The organism is Nocardia aobensis NBRC 100429 (assembly GCF_000308375.1).
GTDB classification, from domain to species: domain Bacteria; phylum Actinomycetota; class Actinomycetes; order Mycobacteriales; family Mycobacteriaceae; genus Nocardia; species Nocardia aobensis.
The window spans coordinates 60914-75864 of the sequence record NZ_BAFQ01000006.1; the positions used below are offsets into that span (position 1 = coordinate 60914).

General features: G+C 67.9%; 9 protein-coding genes. 2 read left to right on the top strand and 7 right to left on the bottom strand.

Annotation, left to right across the window (positions count from 1 at the left end):
- Positions 1 to 170 precede the first annotated feature (170 nt).
- Complete coding sequence (locus RJ03_RS00645) at positions 171 to 371, top strand: DUF5988 family protein (protein WP_036497026.1); 201 nt, start codon at positions 171 to 173, stop codon at positions 369 to 371.
- A gap of 89 nt (positions 372 to 460) precedes the next feature.
- On the opposite strand, the gene RJ03_RS00650 is transcribed toward RJ03_RS00645, so the two are convergent.
- The 6 genes from RJ03_RS00650 to dprE1 all read right to left on the bottom strand — a co-directional run bounded on the left by RJ03_RS00650 (position 461) and on the right by dprE1 (position 13629).
- Complete coding sequence (locus RJ03_RS00650) at positions 461 to 3832, bottom strand: arabinosyltransferase domain-containing protein (RefSeq protein ID WP_036497027.1); 3372 nt, start codon at positions 3830 to 3832, stop codon at positions 461 to 463.
- A 55-nt stretch (positions 3833 to 3887) separates the two neighbouring features.
- The gene (locus RJ03_RS00655; RefSeq protein ID WP_036497029.1) at positions 3888 to 7139 is read right to left on the bottom strand and encodes an arabinosyltransferase domain-containing protein; all 3252 of its coding nucleotides are present in this window, start codon (positions 7137 to 7139) and stop codon (positions 3888 to 3890) included.
- Between the two features lie 85 nt (positions 7140 to 7224).
- A complete protein-coding gene (locus RJ03_RS00660; protein WP_086007164.1) occupies positions 7225 to 9072 on the bottom strand; it encodes a DUF6541 family protein in 1848 nt (615 codons plus the stop codon).
- Between the two features lie 169 nt (positions 9073 to 9241).
- Positions 9242 to 11110, bottom strand: coding sequence for a galactan 5-O-arabinofuranosyltransferase (locus tag RJ03_RS00665; RefSeq protein WP_444543644.1), 1869 nt, complete (start codon positions 11108 to 11110; stop codon positions 9242 to 9244).
- Positions 11111 to 11380: 270 nt separating this feature from the next.
- Complete coding sequence (gene dprE2 / locus RJ03_RS00670) at positions 11381 to 12142, bottom strand: decaprenylphospho-beta-D-erythro-pentofuranosid-2-ulose 2-reductase (RefSeq protein WP_036497032.1); 762 nt, start codon at positions 12140 to 12142, stop codon at positions 11381 to 11383.
- Positions 12139 to 13629, bottom strand: coding sequence for a decaprenylphosphoryl-beta-D-ribose oxidase (gene dprE1 / locus RJ03_RS00675; RefSeq protein WP_167331943.1), 1491 nt, complete (start codon positions 13627 to 13629; stop codon positions 12139 to 12141). Before dprE1 ends, dprE2 begins: the two co-directional genes overlap by 4 nt.
- Positions 13630 to 13844: 215 nt before the next feature.
- Here dprE1 and RJ03_RS00680 point away from each other — a divergent pair, with 215 nt between their 5' ends.
- Positions 13845 to 14327, top strand: coding sequence for a GtrA family protein (locus tag RJ03_RS00680; RefSeq protein WP_083870507.1), 483 nt, complete (start codon positions 13845 to 13847; stop codon positions 14325 to 14327).
- Here RJ03_RS00680 and RJ03_RS00685 read toward each other — a convergent pair.
- Positions 14314 to 14931 carry a pyridoxamine 5'-phosphate oxidase family protein gene (locus RJ03_RS00685; RefSeq protein ID WP_036497035.1) on the bottom strand — a complete coding sequence of 206 codons (618 nt, stop codon included), beginning with the start codon at positions 14929 to 14931 and terminating at the stop codon, positions 14314 to 14316. The genes RJ03_RS00680 and RJ03_RS00685 overlap by 14 nt on opposite strands.
- Between the last annotated feature and the right edge of the window lie 20 nt (positions 14932 to 14951).

The following is a 14951-nucleotide window of genomic DNA, read 5'->3' on the forward strand; positions in this document are numbered from 1 at the left end:
GGCACACGAGCACACGGCGCCACCCGTACCGGAGATCCGGACGGGTGGCGTTGTCGTGTTCGGCAGTGGCAACGAGCGGCACCTGCGGTTACGCCCGGTTGAACGCCGGGTAGCGCGTGTCTTTCGTGGAATCGCCCGGTCGGCGGGCCGCCATATGAGAGCCTTCAGCTATGGGTAGCTCACCGAAGGCTGTACTCGAGGGCGGGCCGGCCGACCTGCCGCACCGCATCGTTCCCATCACCCCACCCGGCATCGAATTACGCGTGCAGAACGCCGGTGGCTACGAACGTTTCAAATCCACACCACGCCGCCAGGACACCCCTGAAGGCAATCTCCCCGTCTACGAATGGATCGAACACGTCGACGTGTAGGGGGCAGGCAACCCCACATCGCCGCATACGACGACGGCGGGCGGCGCACGATATGTGCGCCGCCCGCCGTCGTTCGCCGGGGCTACCGATCAGAACACGCGCAGTTGTCCCGGACTCCAGAATCCGGAGCGCGTCGCGGTGCCCGTGTCGATCTTCGCCGGGGTGGCGTCGGTGTAGTACCGGTTGTAGCGCTCCAGGGTGCCCCAGTCACGAGCCCAGTTGTCCTTCAGATAGGTCGGGATCGTGGTGGAACCCGCCAGCATCTGGGTGAAGCCGAGCGGGCCGCCGAATTCCTCGGCCTGCCAGGTATCGGTCGAGCTCACCGCGAGCGGGCGGTCGGGCAGGATGCGATAGTTCGGCATGGTCGCCACGCCGTAGCGGTGCGGGAACGGGTTCTGGCAGGGGAACTGCAGGCCCACCGCCCAGTCCTCGAGCACCGGCTGTTCGGAGCCGAGGAAGGTGTTCAGCGTGACCATCTTCGGCACCCGCGGCGGTGTGAACGCCAGCCACTGATCACCGATCAGCACATTGCGATTGGCCGAGATCCGCACCGCATCGGCGTCGGCGGCGATCTCCGACAGCGGAACGCGCAGGTTGCGCCACGACGGCGCCGGGCCGATATCGCGCGGGACGTAGCTGCCCTCGAATTTCACCGAACCGTCGGGCTGGCGCTTGCCGTACTCCAGCTTCAGGTCCTGGCCGTACTGCAACGCACCGGTCTGATCGAAGGACAGGATGCGGCCGGCCGCCGAGATGACCACCAGCGGCGAATCCGCCGACCGAGCGGGCAGTTCGTACCAGCTCGAGGTCAGATGCGCGGGCTGCTGCAGGCCCTGCTGATAGCTGCCCATCACCGGCGTCGTCTTCGGGTCGAGGCCGAAGGGCAGTGCGACGGTCGAGCCGTTGACACCGGCTTCCTTGGTCGTGCCGCCGCCGGTGCCCGCGTTCTGGCCCTCGGCGAAGTTCGCGCCCACCGACTGGTTGGAGGTGTTGCCGGTGCCCGGCTTCACCTCCACCGCGTCGGCTTTCAGGTCGGTCGGCACACCGTTGGGATCGAAGCCGGTCGGGTCGGCACCGGCCAGCGGATCGCCGTCCTTCGGCGGATGCGCGGGATCGATGATCGGATTCAACCGGCCCTGGTTCGAATTCGACTCGACCAGAACGTCGTCGGCGATTCCGCAGCGGTTGCCGCCGACCGCGTCGACGTTGCCGCGGGCCAGCGAGTAGGCCGGGTACTGGGTCACCGCGCCCTTGGCCAGCGACAGCACCTCGAACAACACCATCGCCGCGGCGACCAGCGTCAGCGGAATGGCCGCGAACCGGCGAATACGCTTGCCGCGCGAGGATTTCGAACTCTCCGGCGGTTTGGCGTAGCCCTCGCGCAGCGCCTGCCAGGCCACCACCGCGAGTGCGAGCCCGAACAGCACCAGCATGATCGTGTTGGACTGGAGTCCGTGCAGCGACACCGTCTTGTCGAACCACGGCACGCCGTAGCTCGAGACGTACCAGTAGCCGTTGGTGCCGGAGAACGACAGCGCCAGCGCGAAGAGCAAGGCGGCCAGGAAGATCGAGCGGTTCTTGCGCGACCGCAGCGCCGTCGCCGACACCGCCACCGCGGTCACCGCCGCGAGCGCACCCGCGATGCCCGCATAGGCGCCGAAGTGGTGGGTCCACTTGGTCGGGTTGAACATCATGAAGAAGATGGTTCCGCAGACCACCCCGATCAACCGCCAGGTCGGACCGCTGGAGATGCCGGGAATCTGCTTGCGCCGCAACAACACCAGGGCGGTGGTGATCAGGCACAGGATCATCACGATGAACGCGAACCGGCGCGAGACCGAACCGTCGACGGTCTGGACGAACAGGTAGTAGTAGCGCAGGTAGTCCTCGTACCAGGCCAGGTTCGGGCCGGTGAGGCGCCGCACCCGGTTGGCCTCCTGGATCCCGGCGAAGGTCTGATCGCTGTAGACGACGGTGAGTACCAGGAAACCCGCCGCCGCGATCGGCGCCAGCAACGGTAGGGAGGAGACGAACCCCGAAGCGCGCCAGCCACTTCCGGCACGTGCCTGGAGATCGCGTTTGCGACGCACCACGATTCGCACCAGCGGGCGGATACCGGCGAGCAGCGCGGCCACACACATCAGGCCGGTCGGCGCCGCCGCGAGCGTGAACGCCGCGACCAGTACCGCGCCGGCGGCGGGCAACAGGCGTCCGGTGGCGATCGCGCGTTCGATCGAGACCCAGGTCAGCAGCGCGCCCAGCGCGACGATCGGCTCCGAGCGCAGGCCGTTGTCGTAGGGCAGCCAGAAGGCGAGGAATACCAGTCCGCCGGTCCACAGCGCGACCTTCGAGGTCCGCACACTGCGGCCCAGCCGCGGCACCACCTCGCGGCTGATCACCATCCAGCACAGAATTCCGCACAGGAGCGCGGGGATACGCACCCACGGGCTGGCCGTGGAGATCTGCGCGAAGACCTGGATGACGTCGTAGTACCAGCCGAACGGCGCCTCCGGCACGCCGTACCAGCGGAAGTAGTTGGCCAGATAACCCGCGTGCGGCGCCACGCGCACCATCGTCAGGATGTAGCCGTCGTCGGAGGTGTTGGCGCCGATGAAATGCCACGCCAGCAGGATGCTCAGCACCGCGCCGTCGGCCCAGGTCGGCTTCAGCCAGTGCGCGGGGAAGAAGCGGCGGTGACCGCGGCCGTCGCTGGTGTCGAGGCGGCCGAGCGCGGCCAGCGCGATGAGGGTGCACAGCACCGCGGCGAGCATCGCGACCAGTTTGATCACCGTCGGCGACGACGAGAAGCGGGAATCGACGGTCATGTGGAACGACAGCCCGGCCGGCGCCGCACCCTTCAGATCCGAGAACACGCCGACCACCTGCGGCCGCAGATCACCCTGCAGGGCGCCGTCCACCGGCACGGTCACCGTTTCGGTGCCACCGTCGGCGGCGGGCCGCTCGACCTGTTTGGTCAGGCCCTCGAAGTGGGCGTAGGTGCGGTCGATATCGGAGGTGATGGTGATCGCGGTGCAGCCGTCGAGCTCACCGCGCTTCGCCGAGGCGACGATCGCATTGCGGTCCACCACGTCGACCGAATCGCTGGTGACACGCACGAACATGCCCTCGAGCGCGGCCCGGTCGCCCTGCGGCGGCGCGGTGTTGAGCAGCATGCCGCCCTGGGGCAGCTGTGCCACCGTCGAACACGGGATGGAGGCCCGCAGATCCACCGGGACCTGCGACATCAGCGGCGCCTCGACATTGCCGATGGTCCCGCCCTGCGGCCAGTTCACCTCGGCGGTGGTCTGCTGGACCGGCAGGAACGGGGTGGCGAGCGCGAAGATCGCGCCGAGCAGGCCGGCGATCACGGCGATCAGCCGGGCGGTGCGGAAATCGCGCGACGTCACCGGTTGTTCGGCGACCGTCGGTTTGGTCAAGACAGCTGTTGCGGCGTCGGGCACGGATGGTGATGTTATCTGCCCACGCTGAGAGTGACGTTGTTCACGCCCCGCTATTTCACTTCACCTTGATGGGCGCATCCTTGACCCAGCCCCAGCGCGTCTGCACCGTCACACCGACGTCGGCCTGGCGCGCCTGCGGCACGTAGGGGGTGAATCGTTCCAGCGAACCCCAGTCCCGGCCCCAGTCGTCGTTCAGATAGGCGGGGATGGTCTGGGCCGACAGCAACAATCCTGTCCAGCCCAGTGGACCGCCGCCGATATCGTCCTGCCAGGCGTTGGAGGCGTCGGAACCGACCCGGTCCGGCAGGATGCGCCACTTCGGCACCTCGGCCACGCCGTCCTTGTGGTCGAACGGGCGCTGGCAGGGGAAGGCCAGGCCGACGTGCCAATCCTCGAGGACCGGATCGGTGTGTCCGACCACCGAATCGAGGGTGGCGAGCTTCGGCAGCCGGGGCGGCGTGACCGCCAGCCACTGCCGCGGCGTCAGATCGTTGGCGACCGCCACGATCCGCACCGCGTTGGTGCCGTCCGGAATGCGGTCCAGCGGTACCCGCATATTCCGCCACGACGGCGCGCCGCCGATATCCAGCGGTATGAACGAGCCCAGCGGCCGCACGGTGCCGTCGGCGGCGCGGTCGCCGAATTCGACGCGCAGATCCTGGCCGTAGGTGACCACGCCGTCGGCGTTCACCGATTTGATCCGCCCGGCCGCGGTGACCACCAGAACTTTGCGAGCCGAGTCTTGGCGGGCGCCGGGCAGATCCATCCGGTACCAGCCCGAGGTCAGGTGCGCCTGCTGTTTGGTGCCGGTGGTGTAACTGCCCAGCACCGGGGTGCGCGCCGGGTCCAACCCGAACGGCAGCGCGACGGTGCTGCCGTTGACGCCCCCCTGCTGGGTGGTACCGCCGCCGGTGCCCGCGGTGGTGGTGTGGGTCGTCTTGTTCGCGGAATCGGTGTTGACCGAATTCGCGCCGCCGGTGGTCGTCTCCTCGGCGTCGGCGGTCAGATCCTTGGCCACGCCGTTCGGGTCGAAGCCCGTACTGTCGGCGCCGAGCGCGTCCGCCGCGGAACCGGAGTAGGGCTGCAGCAGGGAGTCGGCGGTGTCGGTTTCGGTGAGGACCGCATCGGCCAGGGAGCACGGATGTCCGCCCAGCGCACGGATATTCGACTTCGCGATGGAATAGGACGGATATTGCGTGACGGCGCCCTTGCCGAGGGAGGCGACCTCGAACAGCACCATGGCCGCGGCCGCGATGGTCAGCGGTTGGACGGCCCAGGTGTCGAACCGCCTGCGGCCGTCCGCTTTTCGAAACGGCTCGCGGTAGTACTGATAGGCCGCCAGCAGCAGGCTCAGCACCGCGAATCCGAGGAACAGCGTCGAGAGTCCCTTACCCGCGATCAGCGGCGCCTTGTCGTACCACGGCACACCGTAACTGGACACGTACCACCAGCCGTTGGAGCCGGTGAACGTGATCGCCAGCAGGAAGAACACCGCGGCCGCGAACAGCGAGCGGTTGTAGCGGGCCCGGATTCCGTTGATACCCACCGCGACCGCGGTCAGCGCCGCGAGCGAACCGGCCAATCCGGCATAGACGCCGAAGTGGTGGGTCCACTTGGTCGGAGTGAACATCATCAGCAGCAGCGACATGAACACGATGCCGAGGATGCGGGCCGAGGGGCCCTTCGACGTGCCCGGAATCCGGCCGTTCTTGCGCAACATGACCAGGACGCACACCAGCAGGCACAGCAGCATGCCGAGAATGCCGAACCGGCGCGCCAACGAGCCGTCCGGCGCCAGCATCAGCAGCGAATCCCAGCGGGTCCGCTCATCGAACCAGGCCACATTCGGTCCGATGATCTTGCGGACCCGGGTCGCCTCCATCACCGAGGCCAGGGTCTGGTCGGCGAAGACCACCACCAGGACCAGCGCTCCGGCGGCCGCGCCCGGCGCGAGCAGGGCGCCGTACCGCAGTATCGACGCGCCCGCCGAATCGCCGCCGCGGGCGCGGGAAATGATGTGCTGCAGGACCGGTCGCGAGCCGGCGACCAGGGCGGCGATGCAGATCAGGCCGGTCGGCCCGGCGGCGAGCGAGAACGCGGCGATCAATACCGCGACCGCGGCGGGCAGCAGTCGTCGGGTCGCGATCGAGCGTTCGATCGAGCACCAGGTCACCAGCGCGCCAAGGGCGATCAGCGGTTCCGGGCGCAGGCCGTTGTCGTAGGGCAGCCAGGCGACCAGGAACACCAGCCCCGCCGTCCACAGCGCGACGGTGTCGCGGCGGACGCGAGAACCCAAGCGCGGCAGCACTTCCCGGCTGATCACCAGCCAGCACAGCACACCGGCCAGCAGCGCCGGCAGCCGCATCCACCAGCCGGCGTCGCTGACCCGGGTCATCCAGGCCAGCACCTCGTACGGCCAGCCGAAGGGCGCCTCGGCGACTCCGAACCAGCGGTAGTAGTTGGCCATATAACCCGAATGTTTCGACGCCCGGGCCATATTCAGGATGTAGCCGTCGTCGGAGGTATTGGCGCCGATCACATGCCAGACCACCAGCGTGCCCAGCACCACCACATCCGCGACGGTGACCCGCCACCAGTGCGCCGGCAGGAAGCGGCGTGGCCGTCGCCCGTCGGCGGTATCGATCAGATGCAGGCAGATCAGCGCGATGACGGTGAAGACGACCGCGCCGATGATCGCGGCCAGCTTCAGCGGGCTCGGCGTCGAGGAGAAGCGCGAGTCGATGGCGGCGTGCAGATGGGCGTCACCGAGCTGCTCGCGAGTCAGATCGGTGAAGACGCCGACGATCTGGGGCCGCACATCGCCGCCGACGGTATTGGTGAACGGTGTGCCGTCCTGCCGGGTGACACCGGTGAATTCGGCCGTGGTGGCCTGCGCGGTGGAGGTGACGACGAAGCGTGCGCAGCCACCGACCTCGGCCAGCGGCGCCGACAGCAGCGGAATATCGCGCAGCCGCACCGAGAGCGTGCGCCCACCCGGCTCGTCGGCGATCTTGGCGACCAGGCCCTTCGCGGAGGCATTGGGCGCGTCGGCGGGCACCGTGGACAAGACCGTGCCACTGGGGAGTTCGCGCAACGCGCTGCACGGCAGCGACGCGTCGACGGTGAGCGGCACATACGACACCAGCGGCGCGTTCACCGGGACCGATTGCGGCTGCGGCCAATCCAGGCTCGCCCGGTCCTCCCGCACCGGCAGCAGCGGTGTGAGCACCGCGAGGGCGACGGCGATCAGACCCGACAGGAGGGCGATCACACGGATGCGGGGAAACGCTGGAGAGTCTGCGCGCACCCAGCGATGCTAAGCGACCGCGGCGGCGGGCCCGGAGGTGGCAGCGCGCGTAACCGCGGAGGGCCCGGCGGAGGTCGCCGTGGAATCAGACCAGTCCGCGCACATCCCAGACGACGACACCGTCGACCACCTGCCCCGGGATGCCGAGCAACTGGTCGAGGGTCGCGCGGATCGTGCCGCCGTGTTCGGTCGGCGGCAGCACCACCACATCGGCGCGCCAGTAGGCGAGATCGGCCAGCGCTCGAGCCCGTGCCCGGACATCGACCGGCTGAATGCGATCCGTCTGCTGCGCCCGCATCAACAGGGTCGCGGTCGGCCGGTCGTCGGGTCCGTAGCGGCCCTTCTTGTCGGCCGTCGGCCCGACGAAGTAGCCGCCCGCGAGCGGGAAGCCGAAATGGGAATCGACCTGCCAGTTCAGTGGCTGGGCGTCGAGCCGGGTAGGCGGCGGCGCGATCACGACCGACCCGTCGCCGACATAGTGGTCGACCGTGCCGTCGGTGAAGAATCGCGGCGTCGGATCGCGATGGGTCACCGGCAGGACGGTCGGTACCAGCGGGACCAGTGCCAGCGCGACGGCGGTGAACCAGAGCACCGGCCGCAGATCGTTCGTGCTGCGCGCGTAGTCGAGGATGCGCTGCGTACCCAGCGCCAGGATCGCCGCGAGCGCCGGAATCGCGGCCATGGTGAAGCGGGTCTCCAGCACGGTGTTCAGCAGCGGCACCTGGTCGAGCCAGTGCCACGGCAGCGTGATTCCGGTATCGGACCGGCCGATCCGCAGCGAAATCCCCAGCGACAGGATGCTGTAGAACACGATCACCGTCGTGGCCGCGCGGATCACCCGGTATTCGCGGTTGCGCGAGCGCCACAGCCAGACCGCGGTCACCGCGGTCAACGCCAGCAGCGGCCAGCCGAAGAAGGCGTTCTCCTCGGTCGGATTGATCGCGGGGGTCTTACCCGGGGCGAAGACGCCGCCGAGCGATCGGGAGGGAAATTCGACCAGCGCCGTGAGGTCGTTGCCCATCGGCCCGTGATCGATGGAACGGTAGCTCTGCGGTCCGAAGAACTGCCACCACAGCGGAATCGCCGTAGCGGCCACCGTGATCACCGCGGCCAGCGCGAGGGTCGGCGTCACGGCACGCACCACCCGCAGCCCGGTCCGGGGCCGGTGCAGGTAGTAGACGAGGGCGAACAGGCCGAAGCCGAGGGCGAAGATCAGCAGCGGCTCCTCGCCGAGCGCGATCTGGAGTGCGACCAGGACCGCGAGCACCACGGCCTCCCGCACCCGCCCCGCCCACGTCACCGGTTCGCCGCGCACGGCCCGGCGCGCCATCCGGATCACCAGGACCGCGAGCACCGGCAGAATCGCCAGACCGACGAAATTGGGATGGGCGTTGGCGTGCGAGATCATCGCGGGTGCGAAGCCGCAGAACGCGCCGCCCAGCGCGGCGGCGAAACGGGACGACACCAACTCCCGGGAGAGCAGCCAGTACCAGGCGAAACCGGTTCCGGCCAGGCCCAGGGTCAGCACCAGGGCGAAGGTCACGGTCGGGCCGAACAGGACCGTCACCGGAGTCAGCGGAATACCGACGCCGAACATGGCGGTGTTGGCCATCATGTTCACGCCGTCGGGATAGTTCTGCAGATTCGTGCCCAGCGGATTGTGCAGATGGATCACCGCATGCGCGGTTTCGGCGAAGAACCACTCCCACATCGACTGGTCCTGGCCGCTCGCGATCAGATATCCGTGCGTGGTGTCGCGCCACTGCCCGGACAGCACATAGACGGCGGTGGCCAGGTAGACGGCCGCGACCACGAGATCCGCTCGGGAGGCGAGGAGACGGTCGCGAAGGCGCGCGCCCCGGGAGGGTCTGTCCGCGAGTCTCGGCTCCGGGGTGCGCAGCTCCTGCCCCTCGGACAGGACGGCCGCGCTCACCCCCGGACGCTGCTCGTTCGGAACCGCTGGCCCGCCCTGCACCACTGGAAAAACACTCCTTCGGCCGACAATCAGCCACCCACCGTACCCATCCGGAGCGAAGCAGCGCCGAGTGAACGTTGGTTATCCACAGGAGTGGGGGAATTCCACAGCCTTATCCACAGGGGAGTCAGTGGCGTACGACCAGGGTGAACGGCCCGATATCGGTGATCCGGAACTGTGGATCGGCGAAGAGGGTCCCCGGAAACTCGACGGTGTAGCGGCGCACGTTCGGATCGTTCGGATAGACGTCCTCGGCCAGGCGCAGGGTGTAGTTCTCGCCGCTGCGGCGGAACAGGAAGGCGTCCGGCGCGCGCCAGGGGGAGTGGTTCAGCGCGTCGATCAACTCGGCCGGTGATTTCAGTTGGCTCCAGCGCTTGATCTCGGCGGCCCGGGCCGGGAAATCGGCGAGCGGATTGGCGTAGTGCGACGTCAGCGCCTGGAAACCGAAATACGGATAGTAGGACAGGAAGCTGGTGTCGGCGGTGAGGACCACCGTCTGGTCGCGCGGCCGCCCGGTCTGCTCGGTGAGGGTCGCATCGATGCGCCCGTAGTACGACACCGCCGAGGGGCTGCGCTTGTCCGCGCGCACACCGTTGCCGTCGGTGTCGGTGTAGGCGGTGGTGATCTCGGCGTTCAGGATGCCGGGGATGCTCTGGGTGAAGGCCAGCGCACCCAGGACCGCGACCACCCCGGTCGCCGCCCGGAACCGCCGCGGTTCGTCGACGGCCTGGTAGATCGCCCGTGCCCCCTCGACGAATCCGAACGCGCCCGCCGCGGCGAGCAGCACCTGCAGGATGGGTTCCAGCCGGAAGGCCAGCCCGGTCGTACCGGCCGCCGTGACCAGCATGGAGGCCAGCGACCACAGATAGATCGCGACCACCGAGATGCCCAGCGCCTGCGCTCGTCGCGAACTCGCCGCCCGCACCACCAGCCAGAGCGTGCCGAGCAGGCAGAGCGCACCGAGCAGCGGTTCGGAGAAGTCGAACATCGGGAACGCCAGCCGTGAACCGGACTCCGGCAGGTAGTGCAGGGCGGTATTGGATTCCGGCAGATGTCCGGTCAGCACCTTCGCCAGGTACGGGCCCCAGACGATCAGGGCCAGGATCGCGGCGATCCCGCCTATGACGACCAGGCGCAGCAGAATCGGCCACAGCAGGCGGAAGACGCCGAGCCGCGGAGCACGCGGCTGATGCACCGCGATCTCGCGCTGCTGCCACCACAGGGTCGCCCACGCGACCAGGCCCATCAGGACCACGGTGAAGACCGCGACCACGAAGAACAGCGTGTAGAACATCGCCGAGAGTCCGAGGAACGCGCCCGCTCCGATCGCCGCACCCCAGCCGCCCGCGGTGCGCGGTTCGCCGGCCGATCTCGCCGCCGCCCCGAACTCGGCGGGCCGGTACAGCGCACCCCAGGCGAGCACCATCGCCGGTGCGAACAGGATCACCAGCACGGCGCTGTAGGCCTCAGGGGAGGCGAACGCCACCATCACCGCGGTGGTCGTCGCCGCCACCGCGACCGCCCAATCCCACCGAATCAGCTTGGACCACAACACCAGTGCCAGCACCGACGCCACCGCCAGCGACACGATCGCATACGGTTTGAACGTCTCCCACCCGGCCAGGCCGAGCAGATTCGCGACGCGTCCGCCGATCCAGAACCACCCGGCCGGGTAGTACGCCGGAATGTCGGCATAGGTCATATCGTGCAGCGCGACGGTATCGGTGAGTCGCGTCAGATATTCGGTGCGGAATTCCTGATCCACCGAAATGCCGAACAGATACAGCTTGGTCGCCGCGAGCGGCATCCCCAGCGTCACCGTGATGAAGGCGGAAATACCCGCCCAGGACAGCACTTTCGCCACCCAGGGCCACCGGTGCAACCGGATCAGCACGATGGCGAGCACCAGCAGCACCGCCGCCCCCGCCTGCCCGACGGTGGTCATCGCACGAGTCACATTGGAGGAGTTGAACGCCGGCCACTGCACCGCCGACATCGCCGTCAGCCCGATCGCCGCCACCAGCGCGGCGACCACCGCCCCGACGACAGCCTCCCCGAGCCCGCCCCCGACCTGCCGGACTAGTACGCGCACAGTGCCTCCGGATCCTCTCTCGCCGCCGATCTGCCCGCGAGCCTACAAGCCGGGTGGAACCGGTTCGCGTCGGTGCGAAGCTCACGCTGCGCCGGCGGCCGTCCTCGGAAAATGCGAAGGAGAGCCGGCGCTCGGTAGCGGCGACTCTCCTTCGCGGCTCGAAATCGAGCCGAACTAGATGGGAAGTTTGCGGAAGATCGGGCGCGGAACGTGGCGCAGGATCATCATGACCCAGCGGAACGTGCCGGGCGCCCAGACCAGTTCCTTACCCTTCTCGGACGCCGAAACCGCCAGCGCCGCAACGTCTTCCTTGTTCACCGTGAGCGGCGCCTCGGCGACGTGCGCGGAGAACTGCGTGCGCACCTGGCCCGGCCGCACGACGGTGACGCGCGGACCGTGCGGGCGCAGCGCCTCACCCAGTCCGAGGTAGAAACCGTCCAGACCGGCCTTGGTGGAGCCGTAGACGAAGTTGGCGCGTTTGACGCGCTCACCGGCCACCGAGGACATGACGATGATCCGCCCGAAACCCTGGGCCTTCATCTTCTCGCCGACCAGCACGCCGACCGACACACCCGCGGTGTAGTTGACCTCGGCGACGCGCACGGCCGCGAGCTGGTTCTGCCACAGCTCCTCGGCATCACCGTCGAGCGCGAAGGCGACGATCGCGACATCGATATCGCCGTCGGCCCAGGCCTGTTCGATCACCTTGGGGTGGCTGCCGGTGTCCAGCGCGTCGAAGTCGACGATCTCGACCTTCGACGCGCCCGCGCCCTCCAGCTGAGCCACGGACTGGGCCCGCAGCGGATCGTTCGGCAGTGCCGCGAGCACCACCCGCGCCGGCCCCTTCTTCAGGTACTCCTCGACGATCGCGAGGCCGATCTCCGAGGTACCGCCCAAAAGCAGAATGTTCTGCGGGTTACCTACCGCGTTGATCACTGCAGCTCCAGCCTTCTCGCCATATCGGACATGAAAACGCCTGTGGGATCGACACTTCGGCGGACCTTGATCCACTCGTCGATCTTGGGATACATCTTGTGGAAGGTCTCCGCGGTGGTCCGGGAGTCCTTCGCGGTGTAGAGACGACCGCCGAATTCCAGTACGCGACGGTCCAGTTCGGTGACCAGCTCGTTGAGGCCGGGCCGCACGGGGAAGTCGACGCAGATGTTCCAGCCCTCCATGGGGAAGCTCAGCGGCGCCTGGTTGCCCGGGCCGAAGAACTTCAGCACATTGAGCGCCGAGTAGTGACCGGAACGCTGGATGTCGACGATGATCTTGGTGAATTCGTCCAGCGCCTCGGGCGGCAACACGAACTGGTACTGGATGAAACCGGCCGATCCGTAGGCACGATTCCACTCCGAGACGACGTCCAGCATGTGATAGAACTGCGTCAAGTTCATGATCTTGCCGGTGTAGTTGCCGCCGAGCGCGTAGTACGCCTCGCCGACCATGCCGAGCGTGAGCTTGTTCGCCGCGAAACTCGGGAAGACGTTCGGCACCGTCAGAAGATTCGGAGCGTCGAACTTCAGCGGGTTGGCACGCAGTTTCTTCGGCAGTTCGTCCAGCTTGGCCAGACGACCGCGAGAGACGTTGGCGCGCCCCAGTTTCGGCGGTGCGCTGATCACGTCGAACCAGGTCGAGGAGTACGTGTAGTTCTCCTCGGAACCGTCCTTGTGCACGGCGATGGTCTCGTCCAGCGTGGTCGTCTTGATGCCGTCGGCGATGAAGTAGGCCGTCTCGGTCGGCGTCATCTCGATCGTGGCACGCAGGATGATGCCGGTCAGGCCGTTGCCGCCGACGGTCGCCCAGAACAGCTTGGCGTTCTTCTTGGGACCGATGTGCTGAATCTTGCCGTCGGCGGTCAGCAGATCGATCGACCGCACGTGGTTGCCGAAGCTGCCCGCGCTGTGGTGGTTCTTGCCGTGGATATCGGAGGCGATGGCGCCACCGACGGTCACCTGACGGGTGCCCGGCAGGACCGGAACCCACAGGCCGAAGGGGAGCGCGGCCCTCATCAGCTGATCGAGGCTGACGCCGGCATCCACATCGACGAGGTGGCTGTCGCGGTCGATCCGGTGGATGTTGTTCAGCGCGGACATGTCGATGACGAGGCCGCCGGCGTTCTGCGCGTGGTCGCCGTAGGACCGGCCGAGCCCGCGCGCGATCACACCGCGCCGCAGGTACGCCGGCTTGGACTCGTTGTCCTCCGCGACCATGGCCACGGCCTTGGCGATCAGTTCCGGATCGCCGGTCGAGAGCACTTCGGAGGTGGAGGGCGCGGTACGACCCCAACCGGTCAGTCGGCGGGTGCGCGTCGGCAGCGAAAAGCTGTCGGCGGAGCCGTTGCTGCTTGCCTGTGACGCCTCGCCGTCGCCCGCGGAGTTCGCAGGACCCGCGGCGGTGGAGGTCTGAGCTTTCGTGGACATCGGCATAGAGGCTACAGGTATGACCGGGATAGAGGTCGGGTGTCGCGGCTCCGCGGCCCGCTCGAGGCGGATTTCACAGCGGCGACCGGGGCGGGAGTACCACTGTCGCGGCCGTGTGGGAGTGCCGCTGTCGCCGCCGTGTGGAGTGCCGCTGTCGCGGCCGTGTGGAGTGCCGCTGTCGCGGCGGCGCCGGCGCGACCCGCTACTCTCGTGCCGTGAGTGCGGAACCCCATCTCCCTCTTCCGGCCGAGTTACCCCTGGTAGACGAGCCGGGCGGTACGGATGTCGATCTGAAGACTCAGATCGTCCGGTTCGTCCTCACCGGTGGATTGTCGGCGGTGGTCGACTTCGGGCTGTACGTGCTGCTCATGGCCCTGTTCGGAGTCCCGCGCGATTTCGCCAAGGCCTGCAGTTTCATCGTCGGCACCACCACGGCGTATCTGATCAACCGGCGCTGGACGTTCAAGGCGCCGCCGAGTCGCAGCCGCTTCGTGGCGGTGGTGATTCTCTATGCGGTGACCTTCGCGGCGCAGGTGGGTATCAACGCCCTGCTCAACGACACCTTGCCGCCGATGTCGGTGGATATCGCCGGCCGTTCGGTGAAGGGGGCGGTACTGATCGCCTTCGTCATCGCGCAGGGCGTGGCCACCGTGATCAACTTCGTCGTGCAGCGTGCGGTGATCTTCAAGATCCGCTGAGGGCCCGCGCCTGCGCCTTGGCGCCGAAGTAGTCCCCACCCTTGGCCCGCGGACTGTCGGTACCCCATTCCCGCTCCTCGCGGGCGGCCGGTACGAGATGCGGGATGTGCTTGCGACAGTGGATATAGGCCTCCTCGACATCCACGACCACCCACCGCTCGGCGATCCGCCCGCGTTCGGCCGCGGGCAGGCCGGGCACGCGGTCCCGTAAGGCCTGATCGTCGACGATGCGTGCCGATCCGTTGATGTGCAGTCCGACCAGGTCGCGCACGAAGTCGATCATCAGGATGCCGACGTGCGGGTTCTCCAGGATGTTGCCGAGCGAAGCCATCACCCCGTTGCCCCGGTATTCCGGATACGCGACCGTACGGTCGTCGATGACGTGCACGAATCCGGGTTTGCCGGCCCGGAAGCTGGTATCGCATTCCCCGTGCCGGTCGGCGGTGGCGATGAAGGCCATATCCATCCGGCCGACGAAGTCGCGCATACGGGTGTTGAGTTTGTCGAGCACCTGTTCGTCGTAGAAACGCCCCGCACGCTCCTCGGTACCGAATCGCTGTTGCAGTTCCCGCTCGCCGTCACTGCCGCCTGTGAAACCGGACATGCCACACCCCTCCGGGTAGC

Excerpts from the sequence above, each read along its gene's own strand:
- dprE1 (WP_167331943.1), bottom strand. The coding sequence starts at position 13,629 with ATGTCCACGAAAGCTCAGACCTCCACCGCCGCGGGTCCTGCGAACTCC.
- RJ03_RS00645 (WP_036497026.1), top strand. The coding sequence starts at position 171 with ATGGGTAGCTCACCGAAGGCTGTACTCGAGGGCGGGCCGGCCGACCTG.
- RJ03_RS00685 (WP_036497035.1), bottom strand. The coding sequence starts at position 14,931 with ATGTCCGGTTTCACAGGCGGCAGTGACGGCGAGCGGGAACTGCAACAG.
- RJ03_RS00665 (WP_444543644.1), bottom strand. The coding sequence starts at position 11,110 with ATGTCGGCGGTGCAGTGGCCGGCGTTCAACTCCTCCAATGTGACTCGT.